The 18,857-nt window shown below is 64.3% G+C and carries 23 protein-coding genes and 1 riboswitch; of the genes, 22 read left to right on the top strand and 1 reads right to left on the bottom strand.

From position 1 onward, the window contains the following. Positions 1 to 40: 40 nt before the first annotated feature. From K5554_RS10510 to K5554_RS10430, 17 genes are all read left to right on the top strand, one after another. Positions 41 to 250: a dodecin family protein gene (locus tag K5554_RS10510; protein ID WP_221038429.1), complete on the top strand. Its 210-nt coding sequence runs from the start codon at positions 41 to 43 to the stop codon at positions 248 to 250. 181 nt (positions 251 to 431) lie between these two features. Next, entirely contained in the window at positions 432 to 887 is a 456-nt protein-coding gene (spoVAC, locus tag K5554_RS10505) for a stage V sporulation protein AC (protein ID WP_221038428.1), read from the top strand. An 11-nt stretch (positions 888 to 898) separates the two neighbouring features. Beyond that, a complete protein-coding gene (spoVAD, locus tag K5554_RS10500; RefSeq protein WP_221038427.1) occupies positions 899 to 1,912 on the top strand; it encodes a stage V sporulation protein AD in 1,014 nt (337 codons plus the stop codon). Between the two features lie 24 nt (positions 1,913 to 1,936). Continuing rightward, positions 1,937 to 2,287 (top strand): stage V sporulation protein AE, encoded by a 351-nt coding sequence (gene spoVAE / locus K5554_RS10495; protein ID WP_221038426.1) that lies wholly within the window; start codon positions 1,937 to 1,939, stop codon positions 2,285 to 2,287. A gap of 11 nt (positions 2,288 to 2,298) precedes the next feature. Further along, the gene (locus K5554_RS10490) at positions 2,299 to 3,765 is read left to right on the top strand and encodes a spore germination protein (protein ID WP_221038425.1); all 1,467 of its coding nucleotides are present in this window, start codon (positions 2,299 to 2,301) and stop codon (positions 3,763 to 3,765) included. 16 nt (positions 3,766 to 3,781) lie between these two features. Beyond that, on the top strand, positions 3,782 to 4,738 hold the full coding sequence (locus K5554_RS10485; RefSeq protein WP_221038424.1) for an acyl-CoA dehydratase activase-related protein: 957 nt from the start codon (positions 3,782 to 3,784) through the stop codon (positions 4,736 to 4,738). Continuing rightward, complete coding sequence (locus K5554_RS10480; protein ID WP_221038423.1) at positions 4,735 to 5,853, top strand: acyl-CoA dehydratase activase-related protein; 1,119 nt, start codon at positions 4,735 to 4,737, stop codon at positions 5,851 to 5,853. Before K5554_RS10485 ends, K5554_RS10480 begins: the two co-directional genes overlap by 4 nt. After that, positions 5,831 to 6,802: an acyl-CoA dehydratase activase gene (locus K5554_RS10475; protein WP_221038422.1), complete on the top strand. Its 972-nt coding sequence runs from the start codon at positions 5,831 to 5,833 to the stop codon at positions 6,800 to 6,802. Before K5554_RS10480 ends, K5554_RS10475 begins: the two co-directional genes overlap by 23 nt. A gap of 88 nt (positions 6,803 to 6,890) precedes the next feature. Then, positions 6,891 to 7,074: riboswitch (Lysine riboswitch) on the top strand. Between the two features lie 104 nt (positions 7,075 to 7,178). After that, positions 7,179 to 8,519, top strand: coding sequence for a diaminopimelate decarboxylase (gene lysA, locus K5554_RS10470; RefSeq protein ID WP_221038421.1), 1,341 nt, complete (start codon positions 7,179 to 7,181; stop codon positions 8,517 to 8,519). A gap of 167 nt (positions 8,520 to 8,686) precedes the next feature. Further along, complete coding sequence (locus tag K5554_RS10465) at positions 8,687 to 9,331, top strand: site-2 protease family protein (protein ID WP_221038420.1); 645 nt, start codon at positions 8,687 to 8,689, stop codon at positions 9,329 to 9,331. 34 nt (positions 9,332 to 9,365) lie between these two features. Then, on the top strand, positions 9,366 to 10,355 hold the full coding sequence (gene trpS, locus K5554_RS10460; RefSeq protein WP_221038419.1) for a tryptophan--tRNA ligase: 990 nt from the start codon (positions 9,366 to 9,368) through the stop codon (positions 10,353 to 10,355). Positions 10,356 to 10,365: 10 nt separating this feature from the next. Further along, complete coding sequence (locus tag K5554_RS10455; protein ID WP_221038418.1) at positions 10,366 to 11,115, top strand: ScpA family protein; 750 nt, start codon at positions 10,366 to 10,368, stop codon at positions 11,113 to 11,115. After that, a complete protein-coding gene (scpB, locus tag K5554_RS10450; RefSeq protein ID WP_221038417.1) occupies positions 11,097 to 11,669 on the top strand; it encodes an SMC-Scp complex subunit ScpB in 573 nt (190 codons plus the stop codon). Before K5554_RS10455 ends, scpB begins: the two co-directional genes overlap by 19 nt. A gap of 107 nt (positions 11,670 to 11,776) precedes the next feature. Further along, positions 11,777 to 12,364, top strand: a complete 588-nt coding sequence (locus tag K5554_RS10445) for a DUF2953 domain-containing protein (RefSeq protein ID WP_221038416.1) — start codon at positions 11,777 to 11,779, stop codon at positions 12,362 to 12,364. After that, positions 12,334 to 12,831 (top strand): GerW family sporulation protein, encoded by a 498-nt coding sequence (ytfJ, locus tag K5554_RS10440; RefSeq protein WP_221038415.1) that lies wholly within the window; start codon positions 12,334 to 12,336, stop codon positions 12,829 to 12,831. The genes K5554_RS10445 and ytfJ overlap by 31 nt, the downstream gene beginning before the upstream one ends. Before the next feature lie 101 nt (positions 12,832 to 12,932). Beyond that, a complete protein-coding gene (locus K5554_RS10435) occupies positions 12,933 to 13,514 on the top strand; it encodes a nucleoside recognition domain-containing protein (protein ID WP_221038414.1) in 582 nt (193 codons plus the stop codon). A gap of 8 nt (positions 13,515 to 13,522) precedes the next feature. Continuing rightward, on the top strand, positions 13,523 to 14,056 hold the full coding sequence (locus K5554_RS10430) for a spore maturation protein (protein WP_255565375.1): 534 nt from the start codon (positions 13,523 to 13,525) through the stop codon (positions 14,054 to 14,056). Between the two features lie 43 nt (positions 14,057 to 14,099). Here the strand turns inward: K5554_RS10430 and K5554_RS10425 are convergent, their stop codons facing one another. After that, positions 14,100 to 14,570 (bottom strand): hypothetical protein, encoded by a 471-nt coding sequence (locus tag K5554_RS10425; RefSeq protein WP_221038413.1) that lies wholly within the window; start codon positions 14,568 to 14,570, stop codon positions 14,100 to 14,102. 130 nt (positions 14,571 to 14,700) lie between these two features. On the opposite strand from K5554_RS10425, the gene K5554_RS10420 reads away from it, so the two are divergent. The 5 genes from K5554_RS10420 to cmk are packed head-to-tail and all read left to right on the top strand — an operon-like array spanning position 14,701 to position 18,761. After that, complete coding sequence (locus K5554_RS10420; RefSeq protein WP_221038412.1) at positions 14,701 to 15,642, top strand: hypothetical protein; 942 nt, start codon at positions 14,701 to 14,703, stop codon at positions 15,640 to 15,642. Positions 15,643 to 15,648: 6 nt separating this feature from the next. Then, positions 15,649 to 16,929, top strand: a complete 1,281-nt coding sequence (locus K5554_RS10415; RefSeq protein ID WP_221038411.1) for an FAD-dependent oxidoreductase — start codon at positions 15,649 to 15,651, stop codon at positions 16,927 to 16,929. A gap of 20 nt (positions 16,930 to 16,949) precedes the next feature. After that, complete coding sequence (locus tag K5554_RS10410; protein ID WP_221038410.1) at positions 16,950 to 17,783, top strand: pseudouridine synthase; 834 nt, start codon at positions 16,950 to 16,952, stop codon at positions 17,781 to 17,783. Then, positions 17,695 to 18,078 carry a chorismate mutase gene (gene aroH / locus K5554_RS10405; protein ID WP_221038409.1) on the top strand — a complete coding sequence of 128 codons (384 nt, stop codon included), beginning with the start codon at positions 17,695 to 17,697 and terminating at the stop codon, positions 18,076 to 18,078. Before K5554_RS10410 ends, aroH begins: the two co-directional genes overlap by 89 nt. Beyond that, positions 18,075 to 18,761, top strand: coding sequence for a (d)CMP kinase (gene cmk, locus K5554_RS10400; protein ID WP_221038408.1), 687 nt, complete (start codon positions 18,075 to 18,077; stop codon positions 18,759 to 18,761). Before aroH ends, cmk begins: the two co-directional genes overlap by 4 nt. Positions 18,762 to 18,857: the final 96 nt, after the last annotated feature.

The raw sequence follows: 18,857 nt of genomic DNA, 5'->3' as shown, positions 1-18,857 counted from the left end.
GCTACGCCCAGGCACGAGCAAAAGTGAAGGAGGTACGCCGGTGACAGTCGTCAAGGTGATAGAAGTGGTGGGCGAGTCGAAGGATAGCTGGGACGGGGCGGTTCGCGATGCCGTAAAGCAAGCTTCCAAGACCGTCCGCAACATCTCGGGCGTGGAAATCTACAACCTTACCGCCAACGTGCAAAATGGCGACGTTGTGGAGTACAAGGCCAACTGCAAGATCGCCTTTCCCGTGGACGGGACCGAATGAGGAGGGCACCCCGCGGTGCTCTCCTTTCTGACTCTGCCCGGCGGCCTTACGCCGGCAGGAGGCGGCAAAGCTCGCCGCTTGCAGACGAAGTAGATCCGGCCACGGAAAAAAACAATGGAAAAAGAGGCATAAGGTTCCAGGAATCCAGAAAAAATAGAGGCAGCTTGGCGGAGGTGAGACGGTGACGGCGCAAGCTCCCAACCTCGACAAAAAACTCTACTACTGGCGGGTGCAACAAAAAAAGCCCCAGCCACCGGTTCTCCGAAACACGGTTCTGGCTTTTGTGGTAGGCGGCCTCATCTGCGTTCTCGGGCAGGCGGTGCTCACCTTCTTTCAGTCCCTGGGCATGTCGGCGAAAGAAGCCGCTGGCCCCACGGCCAGCGTTATGGTTTTCTTAGGGGCCTTCTTTACCGGCCTGGGCTGGTATGACGAACTCGGCAAGTTTGCCGGCGCCGGATCGGTGGTTCCCATCACCGGCTTTGCCAACTCCATCGTCTCGCCGGCGATGGAGTTCAAGCGGGAGGGCTTTATCCTGGGGGTCGGCGCCCGCATGTTTGTGGTGGCCGGGCCGGTTCTAGTCTATGGAACGGTAACAGCCGTACTGGTCGGCCTTATCTATTGGTTGACAAAGCTCTAGGAGGCACGGGTGTGGCACAGAGCAAAAAGGTGGGCCAGCAGACCTTTCTCTTCAGCCGGCCGCTGCCCATTCTCAGTGCGGCGAGCGTGGTCGGCAAAAAAGAAGGCGAAGGCCCGTTGGGCGGGTACTTTGACCAGGTGGTTACCGACCCGATTTTCGGTGAGAAGAGCTGGGAAAAGGCCGAGTCGAAAATGGTGCAGAGCGCCATCGGGTTGGCGCTCAAGAAGGCAAACCTCGCTTACGGCGATTTGGATTTCATGTTCGGCGGCGATCTATTAAACCAGATTATCGCCTCCAACTTCGCCGCCCGTGACGTACCGGTCCCTTTTTACGGCCTCTTTGGAGCCTGCTCCACCTTCGCCGAAGCCCTTTCCCTGGCTGGCATCACCCTGGACGGCGGCTTTGCCGCGCGGACGCTGGTCACTGCTTCTTCGCATTACCAGACGGCAGAGCGGCAGTACCGCTTCCCCACCGAGCTGGGGGTACAGCGCAAGCCCACGGCGCAGTGGACGGTAACAGGAGCAGCGGCGGCCGTCATCGGGGAAAGCGGTTCCGGTGCCGCCCTCACCTGTGCCACAGCGGGCAAGGTGGTGGACATGGGTATCAAAGATGTGAACGATATGGGTTCCGCCATGGCGCCTGCGGCGGTGGCCACCATCAAGCAGCACTTTGTGGACACGGGACGCTCCCCGGATTATTACGATGTCATCGCCACCGGCGACCTGGGGAGCGTGGGCAAGGCCCTGGCGGAGGACATGCTGGCGGAAGCAGGCTATGACCTCAGCCGCAATTATACCGATTGTGGGGTGCTGATCTTCCGGCCGGACCAGGATGTGCACGCCGGCGGGAGCGGGTGCGCCTGTTCGGGAGCGGTTTTTTCCGGCTACTTTTACAGCGGGCTCCTGAGCGGCAAGTGGCGCAAGGTGCTTTTGGTGAGTACCGGGGCGCTGCTCAGCCCCACCTCTTACCAGCAGGGTGAATCCATACCGTGCATTGCCCACGCTGTATCCGTGGAAAAAGTCTAAGTGCGAGGGTAGGGGGCATGTACCGTGCAGTACCTACTGGCTTTTGTGGTGGGAGGAGCCATTTGCGCTGTGGGCCAACTCCTGATGGACCTGACACCGTTGACGCCGGCCCACGTACTGGTTCTATTTGTCTCCCTGGGCGCCCTGCTCAGCGGGCTGGGGATTTACGAAAAGCTCGTGCAGGTGGGGGGAGCGGGAGCAACCATTCCGCTCACCGGTTTCGGCTATTCCATTGTGAGCGGGGTGTTTGAGGAAATCGATGCCAAGGGTGCCGTGGGGATCTTAAGCGGGGTGTTTAAGAACACCAGTATGGGCATCGCAGCGGCGGTTTTCTTCGGCTTTGCCATGGCGCTCCTCTTTAACCCGAAGGGCTAGGGGGGACGAGGGTGGAGCTGGCCCGGAAGCTCGAGGACAACCTTGCTTATCTCGAGGCCGAACTCGGCCTTGAGGAAAGCTTCGATATTGTTTCCCGGCGTTTGACGGTGGCCGGGCGGGAGGCGGCGCTGATCTTTGTGGATGGCTTCGCCAAGGACCAGGTCCTGCTGCGGCTGCTGCAGATTCTGCAGGGTCTTACACCCGACAAGGTCGCTCCGCAACCCATCCAAAAACTGCTGGCGCAGTACATCGGTTACATTGAGGTTGACACCGTTGACTCCCTGGAGGACATCCCCAAGCAGGTACTGGCCGGGCCCGTGGCCCTCATTATCGATGGGCAGCGGGAGGCCATCGTCATTGACGCGCGCGAGTACCCGGCGCGCGGCCCGGAAGAGCCGGATATTGAACGGGTAACGCGCGGTTCGCGCGACGGTTTCACCGAAACGCTTGTTTTCAATACTGCTCTCATCCGCCGGCGCGTTCGTGACCCCAAGCTCCGGGTGGAGCTGCAGCAGGCAGGAAAGCGGTCGCTCTCCGATATTGCCGTCGTCTACATCAAAGACATTGCGGACCCGGGACTGGTTAAGCTCATTAAGGAGCGCCTCAAGGCCGTCGATATCGATGGCCTGCCCATGGCGGAAAAATCGGTTGAGGAATTTCTTACCCTGGGCACCTGGAACCCTTTTCCCGAGGTGCGTTACACCGAACGTCCCGACGTGGCCGCCGTGCACATTCTTGAAGGACACGTGCTGATCCTGGTGGACACTTCACCCAGCGCCATCATCGCCCCGGCCACGCTCTTTCACCATGTGCAGCACGCCGAGGAATTCCGGCAGAACCCGCTGGTGGGAGCGTACCTGCGCTGGGTGCGTTTCTTCGGCGTGGCCGCGTCGCTCATCGTCACCCCGCTCTGGCTGCTCTTTGCCCTCCACCCCGAGGTTGTGCCTGCGGCCCTCAAGTTTATCGGGCCGCAGAAGCTGGGGAAGGTGCCCCTTTTCTTCCAGTTTGTCTTTGCGGAACTAGGCCTTGATCTTGTGCGCATGGCCGCCATTCACACGCCCAGCGCCCTGGCCACCGCCCTCGGCATCATCGCCGCCTTTATGATCGGCGACTTTGCGTCCAAGGTCGGGCTGGTTATACCCGAGGTGGTGGTGTACATGGCCATCGCCGCGGTGGGGACGTTCGCTACCCCCAGCTACGAGTTCGGCATGGCCGTCCGGCTCTGCCGGCTGGCACTGCTCATACTGGTGGGTGCCTGGGGAGGAACGGGGCTGGCCGCCGGTCTCATCGGACTCTTTATCCTCCTTACGGCTACCAAATCCTTTAATGTTCCCTACCTCTGGCCGCTCCTGCCCTGGGACGGTGCGGCCCTCTGGGATATTTTATTGCGCCGCCCCATCCCCGTGAAAAGGTTCCGGCCGCGGGCCCTGCATCCCCAGGACCCGGACCGGCTCCCGCCCCGCGCTGATAACACGTGAAGAGGTGAAGCTGAGAATGCGGCTGGGCATACCGCGCGCCCTGCTCTACTACCACTACCACCCGCTCTGGCTGACCTTTTGGCAGCGCCTGGGTGTGGAGGTGGTGACCTCCCCGCCCACCACCAAGGAGATCCTCAACCAGGGAGTCCTGGCGGCCGTCCCCGAGGCCTGCCTGCCGGTGAAGGTGTTCTACGGCCACACCCTCCAGCTGGTTCCCCGGGTGGATTATCTTTTCGTGCCGCGGCTGGTGAGCGCCGAGCCGGGAACCTACATCTGTCCTAAGCTCATGGGCCTGCCGGACATGCTGCGCCATGCCGGCCTGAAGCTCCCCCCGGTGCTCGGGCCCACGTTGAACGCCCGCCTGGGGCGCCGGGCCTGGGAGAACAGCCTGCTTAATACGGCCCGGGTGCTGGGCTTTACGGTTGCGGACGCCAGGGCCGCCTGGCGGGCGGCCGCCGGCGAACAGGCGCGTTACCTGGTGCGCCTGGGTGAGGGGAGGGCACCCCTGGAGGAGGAAGGCGTGGCCCCGGAAGCAGCGGCCGCACCGGTTAAGGGCACCCTCTTGGTGCTGGGACACCCTTACAACGTCTTCGACGAGTTTGTCAACATGGGACTCATCGCGCGCCTTAAGCGCCGGGGTTACCGCGTGCTTACCGCGGAGATGCTGCCCAGCCGGCTCATCGCCGCCGAGGCGGCACGGCTTCCCAAGTCGCTCTTTTGGAGCCTGGGCCGGCTCATCCTAGGCGCAGGCGGCCACTACCTGCGCGGGGGCGGTGTCGCCGGCATCATCCACGTGGTGTCCTTCGGCTGCGGCCCCGACTCCCTGGTGGGCGAGCTCCTGGAACGCCGCGCCCACCGCCGGGGACGCTTACCCTTTCTCCTTTTAACCCTGGATGAGCACACGGGTGAAGGCGGTTTGGTGACCCGCGTGGAGGCTTTCCTGGACATGATCGAATGGAGGGGCGCGTCGTGAAGGTGACTTTTCCTCATATGGGGCACATCTATATCCCGCTGCGCGCTTTTTTTACGGCCTTGGGGGTGGAGGTGGTGGTGCCTCCTCCGGTCAGCCGGGAGACGCTGAGCCTGGGGACGCGCTATGCACCGGAGTTCGCCTGTTTGCCGCTCAAGGTGAACGTGGGCAACTTCCTTGAGGCGGCCCGCAAAGGGGCGGATACCGTGGTGATGGCCGGCGGGGTGGGACCCTGCCGCTTCGGTTATTACGCCCAGGTGGAGCAGGAAATCTTGCGCGACCTGGGAGTAAATCTGCGCATGGTGGTGCTGGAGCCCCCGCAGGGCCACTGGCGGGAACTCTGGCAGGGCCTGCGCGACATCACCGGCGGGGCCGGCCTGCGGGAGATCTGGCGGGCCGGCCGGCTGGCCTGGCGCAAGCTGACCGTCCTGGACGAACTGGAACACGAGGTGCATCGGGCGCGGGCGCAGGAAGGTGAGCGCGGGGCCACCACCAGGGCGTGGCAAAGGATTCTCGACCAGGTGGATGAAGCCGGCAGCGTGCCGGAGGTGGAGGAGGCGGCCCGCCGGGGGAAGGTACTCCTTAAGGCTCTGCCTCGCCGGGAAGGCGAGGCCCCGCTGCGCATCGGGATCGTGGGCGAGATTTACACGGTGCTGGAGCCGGCCGTGAACCTGGAGTTGGAGCGCGTGCTGGGGGAAATGGGCGCTATCGTGGAGCGCTCCATCTACCTCAGCGACTGGGTGAAAACCAACTTGGTGCTACACTCCCTGCACCTCAGGGACGACCGGGAAGAGTACCGCCTGGCTGCGCCCTACCTGGGCCACTTTGTCGGCGGGCACGGCCTGGAAAGCATCAGCTGGACCGTGCGTTACGCCCGCGCCGGTTTTGACGGGGTTATTCAGCTGGCGCCGCTCACCTGCATGCCGGAAATAGTGGCGGAAAGCATCCTGCCCAAGGTGAGCCGGGATGTGGGTATTCCTGTCCTCACCTTTATGCTGGATGAGCATGCCAGTGAGGTAGGGGTGCGCACCCGGCTGGAGGCCTTCTGCGACCTCCTGTGCGCCCGGCGCCGGCAGAAAGAAGGAGGAACAGCGTTTGCAGGCGTATCTCGGCATTGACGTCGGTTCGGTGAGCACCAACCTGGTACTTTTAGACGAAGGGGGGGAAGTGCTCACCAGCCTTTACCTCAGGACCCGCGGCAATCCCATCCGGGCCGTGCAGGAGGGCCTGGCCTGCGTGGAGCGGGAAATCCCTGCGCGCCTCAGCATCGCCGGTGTTGGTACCACCGGCAGCGGGCGGCAGCTCGCGGCGGCCATGGTGGGCGCCGATGCGGTGAAAAACGAGATCACCGCTCATGCGGTGGCCGCCTTGAGCCAGGTCCCGGCCGTGCAGACGGTGCTGGAGATCGGGGGCCAGGATTCCAAGATCATCATCCTCCGCCACGGCGTGGTGGTGGACTTTGCCATGAATACCGTCTGCGCGGCCGGAACGGGTTCCTTTCTCGACCGCCAGGCGGCCCGGCTGGGCGTGCCCATCGAGGAGTTCGGCGGCCTGGCCGTGAAAGCCGCCAACCCGGTACGGATCGCCGGCCGCTGCGCTGTCTTTGCCGAGTCGGACATGATTCACAAGCAACAGCTGGGACACCCGGTGGAGGATATCGTGGCCGGGCTCTGCCAGGCCTTGGTGCGCAACTACCTGAACAACGTGGCTAAAGGGAAGGAAATCCGCTCCCCTATTCTTTTTCAGGGCGGCGTGGCGGCCAATGTGGGCATGCGCCGGGCCTTTGAAGAGGCGCTGGGCCGGGCGGTCACGGTACCGGCGCACCACGCGGTCATGGGGGCGCTGGGGGCCGCCCAGCTGGCCCGCCGGGCCGTGGCCGACGGCAGCCCTTCCCGCTTCCAGGGCTTTGACGTGAGCCGCTGGCGTTTTCAGGTGGCCAGCCGCTCCTGCAGCGGCTGCGCCAACCAGTGCGAGGTGGTGGAGATTCGTGCCGGCGACCGGGTGCTGGCGCGCTGGGGCGACCGCTGCGGCCGCTGGAGCCTCACCGGCGAGGCCGCCGGCAGGTAAAATGTATGTTACGGCGCCGCACGGCGTTGACAGCGGGGACAGGGGCGTGTTATGATAAGCGCAAACTTTTAGCACCTCATCTCGGCTGAGGTGGGGTAGAGGCGCGAGGGCCAAGAGTAACCCGCTCGAGCAGGGCAGCGAGGAAGGCGGGGGAAAGGGGCCGTCGCCGAAGCAGGGAAGAGGCGCCGGCTTCCCGGCTGGGCCCAGGCTGAACAAGTCTGGGACTGTCACCGGCGGTTTACCGTGGCTGCCGGTGGAGCGCTATCTCACGGAAAGGGGGTAGCCAGGGATGAGAGTGTCCCGTTCCGCTAAAGGCCGCTTTCTCGTTTAGTTTTACTCCCCAGCGGAGGGTTAAACAAGCGAGGAGGCGGACGTAATGAAGCTTATGGGGACGGCCCGGATAAACGGGCAAGGGTATCTGGAGATCGGCGGTGTGCCTGTACCGGACCTGGCAGCGCGGTACGGCACCCCGCTTTATGTCATGGATGAAGAGCTCATCCGCGCCAACTGCCGCAGCTGGCGCAAGGCGGCGCAGGCGAACTTCCCCCGGGCCGAGGTGGCCTACGCCTGCAAGGCCTTTTGCACCCTGGCCATGTGCCGCCTGGCCGAGGAAGAGGAACTGGCCCTGGATGTGGTCTCCGGCGGCGAGCTCTACACGGCGCTGACGGCGGGCTTTCCGGCGGGACGCATTTACTTCAACGGCAACAATAAGAGCCCGGCCGAGCTGGAGCAAGCAGTGCGGGCGCGGGTGGGGCGCATCATCGTCGATAACTTTTACGAGCTCGACCTCCTGGAAGAAGTGGCGGCACGGCTGCACCAGCGGGTGAGTGTTCTCCTCCGGGTCTCGCCCGGGATTGAGGCGCACACCCACGCTTACGTTCAGACCGGCCAACTGGATTCCAAATTCGGCTTTACGCTGGAAAACGGTCAGGCGCTTACGGCAGTGGAGGAGGCTCTAACGAAGAGCCGCCTGGATCTTAGAGGGTTGCACTGTCACATCGGTTCGCAAATCTTTGCCCTTGATGGCTACGTTAAAGCGGCCCAGGTGATGATCGATTTTCTTGGCGAAGTGAGGCGCCTCACCGGCCTTACCTTCGAGGAATTGGACCTGGGCGGAGGGCTGGGGGTGTACTACAGCGACGACGATGCCCCGGTGAGCCCGGCCGCCTGTATCGATACCATCGCGGCGGCCCTCAAGGCTTACTGTCAGGAGAAGCGCTTTCCCCTGCCGAAGGTGATCTTCGAGCCCGGCCGTTCCATCGTCGGCCCGGCGGGAACTGCTGTCTACCGGGTAGGGGCGCGCAAGGAAATCCCGGGCGTGCGCACCTACGTCGCCGTGGACGGTGGTATGGCCGATAACCCGCGCCCGGCCCTCTATGGGTCGCGCTACAGCGCCCTGGTGGCCAACAAGGCGAATCACCTGCCGGCCGAGGTGGTGACCATTGCCGGCAAGTGCTGTGAGTCGGGCGATGTACTCATCCAAGACATTAACCTGCCGCGGCTGGAGCCGGGCGACCTCATCGCCGTCTTTACGGCCGGGGCCTATCAGTATTCCATGGCCAGCAACTACAACCGCCTGGCCCGCCCGGCGGTGGTCTTTGTCCGCGATGGCCGGGCCTCTGTGGTGGTCCAGCGGGAAAGCCTGGCGGACCTGGTGCGCAACGACCGCATTCCCGCCGCGTGGCGTGAGCAGGAGTCTTTGCGGGCGGTGCGCTGAAACGAATGCGCAAGCCAGACGGGGACCGGCCCCGTTCTGGCTTTTTTTCGCCCCTTGGTTGTGCTATAATTTCCCTTAAGTGGCACGCCGGGAAAGGCGCCGGCGCGCAGGCGATGAAGCGCGACTGGACCGGCCGGGCCGCGGGACAAAGAGGAAGGAAGGTACGTATGTGGCTTGCCCGCGACATGATCTTTCGCATTCCGGCCCTGCTGCTGGCGCTGACGGTACATGAGTATGCCCATGCGAAGGTGGCGGATGCGCTGGGTGATCCCACGCCCCGCGCTTACGGGCGGCTGACGCTTAATCCGCTGGCTCACCTGGACCCTTTAGGGCTCTTAATGCTCTGGCTGGTGCGCTTCGGCTGGGCCAAGCCGGTTCCGATAAACCCCAATTACCTGCGGCCGCGCCGGGCCGGCCTGATCCTCGTCTCCCTGGCTGGAGCGGGGGCCAACGTCCTGACGGCGCTTGTCCTCTTAATTCTCCTTAAGCTGCAGGTGCTGCTCTTCAACGAAGGCCTGGCCAGCATTGTGGAGCTGGCCATGTGGTATAATATTTTTCTGGCTGTCTTTAACTTAATACCGATTCCGCCTCTGGACGGCTCAAAGGTGCTGGCGGAGCTGCTGCCGCGCCGCACAGCCTATGAGCTGGCGCGCTGGGAGCCGTACGGCCCGGTAATCCTTATCGTGCTCCTTTACCTGGGCCTGACCAGCATAATCCTCTTACCGCTTGCCTCCTGGTTGTACCAGGTTTTGTACAGCGTGACCGACCTTATTGTGTTTGGCTTCCTGTATCGTATCCTGCTGCGCTTTTGAAGCAGCCAAATCTCTACGCGAAGGGATGAGAGGGATGAAAGGTCGTGTTCTCAACGGCATGCGCCCGACGGGGCGACTCCACCTGGGCAATTACCTGGGCTCTGTGGTCAACATGGTGGAGCTGCAAAAGGATTACGAGTGTTACTTCACCATCGTTGATTGGCACGCCTTGACGACAGGCTATGAGGATACAGCTGAGCTGCAGGATAACATTCTGAACATCGCCATCGACTGGCTGAGCGCCGGGATTGACCCGGAGAAGAGCACCGTATTTGTTCAGTCCAACGTGAAGGAACATGGCGAACTGCACCTACTCTTTTCCATGGTCACCCCGCTCTCCTGGCTCGAGCGGGTGCCGACGTACAAGGAACAGCTCAAGCAGCTGGAAGGCCGCAACATCGCCACCTACGGTTTCTTGGGTTATCCGGTGCTGATGGCCGCCGACATCCTTGTTTACAAGGCCGACACGGTTCCGGTGGGTGAGGACCAGCTGCCCCACCTGGAGATCGCCCGGGAGATTGCCCGGCGTTTCAACTTCCTCTACCAGAAACAGGTCTTTCCCGAGCCCCAGGCTAAGCTTACCAAGTTCGCGTTGCTGCCCGGTATCGACGGCCGCAAGATGAGCAAGAGCTACGGCAACGAGATCCGCATGTCGGACTCGCCGGAGGAAATCCGCGCCAAGGTGGCGCAGATGGTCACCGACCCTGAGCGCATCAAAAAGACCGATCCCGGGCACCCGGAGGTTTGCGTCCCTTACCAGTTCTACAAGGCCTTCAGCGCTGCCACCCACGAAGCGGTGGCAAAGGAGTGCAAGAGCGCCGGCATCGGCTGCGTGGCATGCAAGCGGCGGCTGGCCGATGTGATCGCCGAGCGGATGGCGCCCATTCATGAACGGCGCCAGCAGCTTGCGGCTCACCCGGACGACGTGCGCGATATCCTCCGGGAAGGGGCACGGCGGGCGCGCCTGGTGGCGGCCCGTACCGTCGAGGAAGCCCGGGAAGCCATGAACCTGCGCGACCTTTAGGTTTAGGTACGTGGCCGTGGCGTACGAGGTTAGGCTGGAGAACTTCAGCGGGCCGTTCGACCTCCTCTGCCACTTAATCGAAGCCCGGGAACTTGACATCTGCACTATCTCCTTGGCTGCGGTGGTGGACCAGTATTTGGCGTACGTGGAGGCGGCCGCCGGCCAGACCGACCTGGATGCCATCGGGGAGTTTCTGGTGATGGCGGCCCGCCTCCTGGTGCTGAAGGCCCGCATGCTGCTGCCGGCGACCGAAGCGCCGCCGGAGGAGGATGAAGAGGAAAGCCCTGAGCAGCTGGTGGACCACCTGCGTGAGTACAAGGCTTTCCGGGATGCAGCGCGGGAGCTGGCCCGCCGCCTGAGTGAGGAGACGAACTTTTTCCCTTCACCGGGCCTTGGCGCCGCGGAGCTGGGCGAGGCCCGGGCCGAGCGGCCGGAGCTGAAGCTTGACCCGGAGGTGCTTTCAGCCGCCTGGGCCCGTGTGGCCCCGCTCTTCAAGCCGCCGGCTCCGGTCACCATCATCCCTGATACGCCCACGGTTCAGGAGGAGCTTAAGCGGCTCCTCAGGCGCCTGCGGCAGGTGCCGACGATGGAGTTCCGGCGTTACCTGGGCCGGAGGGCGCGCCCGGGCCGCGTAGTGCCGGCTTTTCTGGCCCTCTTGGAGCTTTGGCACCGCGAGCGGGTGCGGGTCTGGCAAAAGGAGCGGTTCGGGGAAATCATCGTGGCGCGGCAGGAGGGTGAGACGTGCAGCTCGAATCAGTGACGGCTCTTCTGGAGGCGCTGCTTTTTGCCGCCGGCCGGCCGGTTTCCGTTTCCGAGCTGGCGGCTGCGGTCGGGCTTTCGGTCGAGGATGCCGAGCTCGCGCTGGCGGAGCTTAGGCGCCAGCTGGCGGAGGGCAGGCGCGGCCTGGTCCTGCGTGAGGTGGCGGGCGGTCTGCAGCTTTTTACCCGGCCTGAATTTGCCCCCTACATCCGCCGCCTGCTGCAGCCGCCGGAGAGACCACGCCTTTCCCAGGCGGCACTGGAAACCCTGGCCATCATCGCCTACCGCCAGCCCATCACCCGGCTGGAGATTGAGGCGGTGCGCGGGGTCCGGGTGGACCAGGTGCTCTTTACCCTGGAAGAGCGGGGCCTGATAACGGCGGTGGGCCGCAAGGAGGGGCCGGGCCGGCCCGTTCTTTTTGGAACCACACCGGCCTTTTTGCGCAGCTTGGGCCTGAAGAGCTTAGGCGACCTGCCCCCGCTGCCGGAAGCGGCGGCAACAAGTGAAGGCCGCCCCCCAAAAGAAAGCCACCCGCAAGCAAAAAGCCCGGAATAATTCTTCCGGGCTTTTTGTATGAGCGCACGCAGAAGGGAAAGAATAGGCAAAAGGCTGGGGGGTGAGGCGGGTTGCCTTACGGGTATTTTGGGGTGGCCCCCCTCCTTTTGTTCATACTTTTCCTGGCGGCGCGCATCCGGCTCGAACTGGTTTACTGCACCTGTCCGCAGGAAGAATTCGCACTGCGCCTCGGCCTGCTCTGGCAGGTACGCCGGTGCCAGATCAGGCTGCCGTTTTACACCTGGCGGCCGGGTGCGGGCGGGGGGCAGCCCAGCGCGCGCCTGGGTGGGCGCCGGTGGGGCGCCCGGGTGCGTTTAGCGGACACGCGTTTCCTGCTCCGGTTGGCTGCGGGCTTGCTGCAGCGGCTCGAGCTCGAGGCCGAAGGCTGGATTAGATTTGGCACCGGGGACGCCGCCGCCACCGGTTTTGCGAGTGGCCTCATCTGGAGCGGCCTGGGGCTGGCGCAGGCGCTGGCGCAGCAGGTGCTGCGGCGCAGCCGCATCCGCATCCAGCTGGAACCCGAGTTTGCGCGCGGCTGCCTGGAGGTGGATCTTAAGTGCATAGCCGCTGTGCCTGTGACTCATATTATAAGTGTTGCTGCACGCGCCCTTACATACCTGTGGCAAGAGCAGGCAGAACGAAAGCGGCGAGGGGGTAAAGAAGGATGGCCGAACATCCTATTCAGGGCCTCATGAAGACGGCTATGGAGAGCATCAAGGACATGGTGGATGTCAACACCGTGGTCGGGGACCCGGTGGAGACCCCGGACGGCAGCGTGATCATTCCCGTGTCTCGGGTCTCGCTGGGCTTTGCCGCCGGCGGCGGGGAGTACGAACCCCGGGGCGGCGGCCAGGGTGGGGAGGCTGGAGCCGCCCTGCCTTTTGGCGGCGGCAGCGGTGCCGGGGTGAGTGTGCAACCGGTGGCCTTTGTGGTGGTGGGCGGAGGGCAGGTGCGGCTCCTGCCGGTGGACAGCCGGGCCCTTTACGACCGCCTGATCGACCTGGCACCGCAGGTGCTCGAGCACCTGGATTCCCTGGTCGGCGGCCTGAAAACCAAGCGCCCGCGCGAAGATACGGAAGAAGAAAACGGGCGTGGCCGTTCCCGTTACCGGGGAAGTGACCATGAACCGTCACCGGAGTACAGCCCTCAAGGGCGAAGATAGAGCAGGCACGAAAGGAGGCCGTCGGCCTCCTTTCTTCGTTGTTCTGCCCCTTGCCGGCCCATCATAGCCATGAAAAGAGAAGGCATGTAAGGGGTGGGAAGATGCTCGATGTGCTCTGGCTCTCCTTTCTTGTCGGCGGCCTCGGCCTGGCCCTCGTAAACGGGCGTTCCGAGGCGGTGACCCTGGCGCTGATGCAGGCCTCGGCCGAGGCAGTGGAACTGGCCCTGGGGCTGGTCGGCGCCATGGCGTTTTGGCTCGGGCTGATGCGCATCGCCGAAGAGGCCGGACTGGTCCGCGGCCTGGCCCGGGTACTGGCACCGCTCTTCCGCTTCCTTTTCCCCAGTGTGCCCAAGGGGGACCAGGCGGAAGGGGCGATCCTCATGAACATCGCCGCCAACGTGCTCGGTTTGGGCAACGCGGCGACGCCCCTGGGGCTTAAGGCCATGCAACGCCTGCAGGAGCTGAACCCGCACCCCGAAGAAGCGACGCCGGCCATGTGTACCTTCCTGGCGCTTAACACCTGCTGTGTCACCCTGGTTCCTACCGCGGTACTCGCAGCGCGGGCCGCGGCTGGATCGTCGGCGCCGGCGGTGATTGTCGGTCCGACGTTTCTCGCCACCTTAACCGCCACGGTGGTGGCGGTTGCAGCCGATCGGCTGTTCCGTTCGCGCTGGAAGAGGTGAAGGGGATCATGGCTGCTGCTTTGCTTTGGGCCAGCAACGCCGCCGTCCTGATGTTTGTCCTTCTGGTGCTGGTGGCGGGCTGGTGCCGGGGCGTCAAGGTGTATGAGACCTTTTTGGCCGGCGCTCAGGAAGGCTTCGAGCTGGCGGTGCGGCTGATCCCTTACCTGGTCGGTATGCTGGTGGCCATCGCCACATTGCGTGCCTCCGGCCTGCTGGATATTGCCCTGGCACCGCTGCGCGGCCCCCTGGCCACCCTGGGGCTCCCACCCGAGCTTCTCCCCCTCGCCCTTGCCCGGCCCCTTTCAGGCAGCGCCTCCTTTGCCCTGATGGCGGATGCCCTGCAGACCTACGGGCCGGACTCGCTGCTCGGGCGCATGGCTTCCACCATGCAGGGCGCCACCGACACAACCCTGTACATCCTCACCGTCTACTTCGGTTCGGTAGGGGTAAAGCGCACCCGCTATGCACTGCCGGTGGGGCTTATGGCCGACGTTGCCGGCATCGGCGCCGCCGTCTTCATCGCCCGCCTGCTCTGGGGCTAAGCGCGCTGCCGGGTCCCACTGGGCGGGAAGTCCCAAGGGCGGTTCAGGCGGACAGGGGAGAGGCGGTGCTCTGAAGGAGGGCGGACAGGTTGATGACGAACTTGCCGTTGCCGCTCGGCTCGATGGCCTCTTCCTTGAGGGCGATGCGGTGCTCTTTCGCCGGCGTTACCAGGTTCAGGCCGAACGCGCGGGCCAGCTCGCGCGGCGTCAGGCTCAAGGAGGTGGCGATGAACAACATGAGGTGTGCCGCCGGCTCAAGCGGCGGTAGCTCCACCGGCTCGCTGGGGCCGGCCTGGTAGGCGGTTGCGGAGACCTTCTGGTGGTTTAAAAAGAGGCACTTGCGTCCCGTAGCAGTGATGCGGGCGTGGGCGGGCAAATGCACCGGGTACATGTACTCGTCCTTGCCAAAGGACTCAGGAACCACCTGCTGCCCGGCGCTTAGGAGCAGCTCGAACCAGGCCGGGACCTTCAGCGCCAAGGGCGTCAGGGTCACAAACTCAATCCCCAGTTGCAAAGGTTGTCACCTCCTGCTGTGACAGGGTGGTTTTTGCTGTTATAGTATTCGCTCCTCTTTACAGGTGTGCTAAGGCACCATCTCCGGCCGCTTTTCATAGCCTAGGAGAGAGCTGTAAGGAGGGGTGAAGATGGAGCAGGCGGCGGAGTGGTCCCTCTTCTGCGTCGACGCTGGTAGCGCCTATTGTCCGTGTTACCTGGCGGAAAGCGGCGAGTGCATCGCCTGTTCGCTGCTCAGGGGGGAAGATTTCTGCCAGTGTTCCTGGAGCGGCACCTGCAGCTATCTGAATCAGCGCTGGGCACGCGGCGCGGTTAAGAGCCGACAGGAAGAAGAAGTGGAGGTGACACGAACAGAGCTGGCACCCAACTTGTTTTGCCTCGAACTTATGCTGCAAGCGGAAATGGCACGGGAATTGGTAAACCCGGGGGCCTTTCTGCTGCTCCGCGCCCTGGAACTGCCGCCCCAGGCGTGGGTTCCGGTAAGCGTGGTGGAGGTTCGTGGGGAGAAGGTCCGGGTGGTGGTCTACGTCGACGGCCCTAAAACGCGCTTTTTAGTCAAGCCGGCGTCGCACCTAGTGGTGAAAGGCCCGTTTTATAACGGCGTACAGGGTTTGGCGATCCTCAAGCGGGTGCGGGACGGCCTGGGCCTCATCATTGCCGGGGGAGTGGGTCAATCGACGGCAGCTTCGGTGGCCGGGCAGTTGTTGCGGGGTGGCAACCGGGTGCGGGCCTGCCTGGCCCCCGGGCGGGCCGGCTTAAATTACACGGCGGACCTGCTGCGCGCCTTGGGCGTCGAGGTTAACGAGGTGAGCAGCCTGCGCCGCGAGGGATTGGCGACGCTCAGTCAGTGGCTTAAGGAGGAGCCGGAAGTGGTTTTCAGCGGCGGCCCTGATGCCCTGCACCGGGGAGTGGCCCGGGTGCTCCAGGAGCAGGGCGCGGCCGCGCCGCTGGTGACGTCCCAAAACGCGGTCATGTGCTGCGGCGAGGGGCTGTGCGGAAGCTGCGTCGTCTTTACCGCAAAGCGGCGCCGTGTCCCGCGCTGTAAGGCACAGTATCAGTCGGAGGGGAGGTAAAATTCGGTGGTCAAGGTGATCGTGGTGGGCGGCGGCTGGGCCGGCTGCGCGGCGGCCCTGGCCGCCAAGCAGGCGGGGGCGGAAGTGGTGCTCCTGGAAAGGACGGACATGCTCCTGGGAGCCGGCCTGGTTGGCGGCATCATGATGAACAACGGGCGGCGGACGGCGGCGCTGGAAGCCACGGCACTGGGCGGGGAGGCCATCTTTGCCGCCCTGGAGGGCATCTACCGTCACCGGAACCTGAGCTTCCCCGGTCACGCCCATGCCTGCCTGTATGACGTGCTGAAAGCAGAGCCTGCCATCCGCAGCCTCCTGGCGGCGCGCGGCGTTACCATCCGCACCCAAAGCCGGGTCGCCGGGGTGAAGAAAGAAGGAGACCGTGTCCGGGCGGTTATCCTGGAAGATGGCACCGTGCTTTACGCCGACAGCTTTGTGGACGCCACGGGGACTTCCGGCCCCATGGGCAATTGCCTGCGCTACGGGCAGGGCTGCGCGCTCTGCATCCAGCGTTGCCCGGCCTTTGGGCCGCGCACCTCGCTGGTGGCGCTGGCGGGCGGCAGCGAATACCCGTTCGTGAAGCCGGACGGCACCTACGGCGCCATGAGCGGGTCCTGCAAGCTGGTCAAAGAATCGCTTGCACCCGACCTGCGCGCCGAGCTCGAGGCCAGCGGCAAGGTGGAGGTACCGCTTCCCTCTGAGCTCGTCCGCCCGCAGAAGCTGAAGATGAAGGTGTGCCAGCAGTATGCACTGCCGGCTTTTGCGAACAATATCATTCTGCTCGATACGGGGCATGCTAAACTCATGGCTCCTTTCTTTCCCCTCGAGTACCTGCGCCGTCTGCCGGGCTTTGCCGAGGCCCGTTTTGCCGACCCATACGCCGCCGGGAAAGGGAACTCGATGCGGCTTCTGGCCATGGCCTACCGGGACAACGCGCTCAAGGTCACCGGCCTGGCCAACGTCTTTGTCGGTGGGGAGAAGCAGGGGCCGGCGGTGGGACATACGGAAGCCATCACCACCGGGCTTTTGGCGGGACACAACGCCGTGCGGGGGGCCAGGAACAAGGACTTCCTGGTGTTGCCGCGCACGCTGGCCAGCGGCGAACTGATCGCCCAAATCACGGCCGACCTCGCAGCGGGTCGTCCGGGCAGCCGCAGCTATAGTTTTTCTGGAGCAGGATTTTTCCAGCTCATGCGCGAAAAGAATCTTTACTGCACCGAGGAAGCCGAAGTGTTCCGGCGGGTTAAGGATGCCGGCTTGGAGGGCATTTACGCCCGTCCTTTGAAGTAAGAGGGCTGGGGGGAAGGGGAGTGCAAGAGCGCCTGCAAAAGCTGATCGCACAGGCCGGGCTGGCTTCGCGGCGGCGAGCCGAGGAGCTTATCGCCCAGGGTCTGGTACAGGTGAACGGCGAGACCGTGACGGAGCTCGGTGCCAAGGCCGACTTGGAGCGGGACACGATCACCGTGCAGGGGAAAAAGCTCCCTTCCCCCCGGCGCCTTTACCTTCTCATCAACAAACCGCGCGGTTACGTGACCACCGTCCGCGATCCCCAGGGGCGTCCTACCGTTCTCGATCTGGTGGGCACGCGGGAGCGGGTTTTTCCCGTGGGCCGGCTGGACATCGATAGCGAGGGGCTGCTCATCCTCACCAACGATGGCCGCCTAGCCTATCTTCTCACCCACCCGCGCTTCCAAGTCGAAAAGGTTTACGAAGCATGGGTGCACGGCAAACCCAGGCCAGAGGACCTTGCAGCCCTGCTTTCCGGTGTGCTTCTGGAGGACGGCCCGGCGCGGGTCCAAGCTGTTGAGGTTTTGGGGACCTGGACAGGCGGCAGCCGACTGGCGGTGACCATGGTGGAAGGGCGCAAGCGCGAGGTGCGGCGGCTTTTGGCCGCAGTGGGCTTTCCGGTGGAGCGGCTCATTCGCCGGCGCCTGGGACCGCTGCCGCTGGGAAGGCTCCCGGCCGGCCGGTTTCGCCCTTTGACGGCCGGGGAGGTGGCAGCTTTATACCATGCCGCCGCAGGCGAAGGAGCAAAGGGAAAGGGGAGAGCGAGCGATGGCCCTACGGGGCGTACGAGGAGCCACCACCTGCGCCGCAAACACTGCGGAGGCCATTCTGGAGGCGACAAAGGAGCTTCTTACTGAACTGGTCAAAAGAAACGGCCTGGCTGTGCCCGATATCGCGGCGGCCATTTTCAGCTTGACGGACGACCTGGATGCAGCCTTTCCCGCCACAGCGGCCCGTACCTTGGGCTGGCAGGAGGTGCCGCTTTTTTGTTGCCGGGAAATTCCGGTCCCGGGCAGTATTCCGCGCTGCCTGCGCATCCTGCTCCTGGTGAACAGCGAGCGGCCGCAAAATGCGTTCAGCTTCGTTTATCTACGCGGCGCCCGGGCGCTGCGCCCCGACATAGCTGCGTGCGAAAGCGAGGACCGGGAATGAAGAAACTGCAGGTTGCCATCGATGGGCCGGCGGGCTCAGGCAAAAGCACGGTGGCCCGTCAGCTGGCTCAGATCCTGGGGTACCTGTACCTTGACACCGGCGCCATGTACCGCGCGATAACCTTAAAAGCCCTGCGCTGCGGGGTTCCGTTGGACGACGAAGAGGCCTTAAGCCGTTTGGCCCAGGGCGCGCGCATTGAGCTCAAAAGCCGGCCCGACGGCGGACAAGCTGTTTTCCTGGACGGGGAGGAGGTAACGTCTGCGCTGCGCGCGCCGGCGGTTAACGCGGCGGTGTCGCGGGTGGCCCAGGTGCCCGGTGTACGCCGCCAGCTTACCCGCCGGCAGCAGGCTTTAGGGGCAGCGGGCGGGGTGGTGATGGACGGGCGCGACATCGGCACGGTGGTGCTGCCGGCGGCCGATGTGAAGGTTTTCCTCACGGCGTCGTTGGGGGAAAGGGTAAAGCGCCGGCTGAAGGAGCTGGGCGAGCGCGGCTTTCAGCTTACCCCGGAGGCGGTGCGGCAGGAGGTCCTGCGCCGCGACCGGGAGGACGAGCAGCGGGCCCTGGCGCCGCTTCGGCCGGCCCCCGATGCCCACATCATCGATACCAGTGACCTTACTCCGGCAGAGGTGGTGGCGCGCATCATAGCGCTGGTGCGCCAACGCCAGGGCGGCGCGGGGCGCTGAAGCGGCCCCGGCCGGCGCCCCTGCCTGTGACCGGTGCTGGCGAAAGGAGAGGAGCCGAACTGTTATACTGGGTGGGCAAATTCATATGCGGCCTAC

This window comes from Gelria sp. Kuro-4 (assembly GCF_019668485.1).
Classification (GTDB): domain Bacteria; phylum Bacillota; class DTU030; order DUMP01; family DUMP01; genus DUMP01.
This window is presented reverse-complemented; position numbering and strand designations above follow the sequence as displayed.

Excerpts from the sequence above, each read along its gene's own strand:
- cmk (WP_221038408.1), top strand. The coding sequence starts at position 18,075 with ATGAAGAAACTGCAGGTTGCCATCGATGGGCCGGCGGGCTCAGGCAAA.
- lysA (WP_221038421.1), top strand. The coding sequence starts at position 7,179 with ATGAAGCTTATGGGGACGGCCCGGATAAACGGGCAAGGGTATCTGGAG.
- trpS (WP_221038419.1), top strand. The coding sequence starts at position 9,366 with ATGAAAGGTCGTGTTCTCAACGGCATGCGCCCGACGGGGCGACTCCAC.
- K5554_RS10435 (WP_221038414.1), top strand. The coding sequence starts at position 12,933 with ATGCTCGATGTGCTCTGGCTCTCCTTTCTTGTCGGCGGCCTCGGCCTG.
- K5554_RS10465 (WP_221038420.1), top strand. The coding sequence starts at position 8,687 with ATGTGGCTTGCCCGCGACATGATCTTTCGCATTCCGGCCCTGCTGCTG.
- ytfJ (WP_221038415.1), top strand. The coding sequence starts at position 12,334 with ATGGCCGAACATCCTATTCAGGGCCTCATGAAGACGGCTATGGAGAGC.
- K5554_RS10430 (WP_255565375.1), top strand. The coding sequence starts at position 13,523 with ATGGCTGCTGCTTTGCTTTGGGCCAGCAACGCCGCCGTCCTGATGTTT.
- aroH (WP_221038409.1), top strand. The coding sequence starts at position 17,695 with ATGGCCCTACGGGGCGTACGAGGAGCCACCACCTGCGCCGCAAACACT.
- K5554_RS10420 (WP_221038412.1), top strand. The coding sequence starts at position 14,701 with ATGGAGCAGGCGGCGGAGTGGTCCCTCTTCTGCGTCGACGCTGGTAGC.
- K5554_RS10485 (WP_221038424.1), top strand. The coding sequence starts at position 3,782 with ATGCGGCTGGGCATACCGCGCGCCCTGCTCTACTACCACTACCACCCG.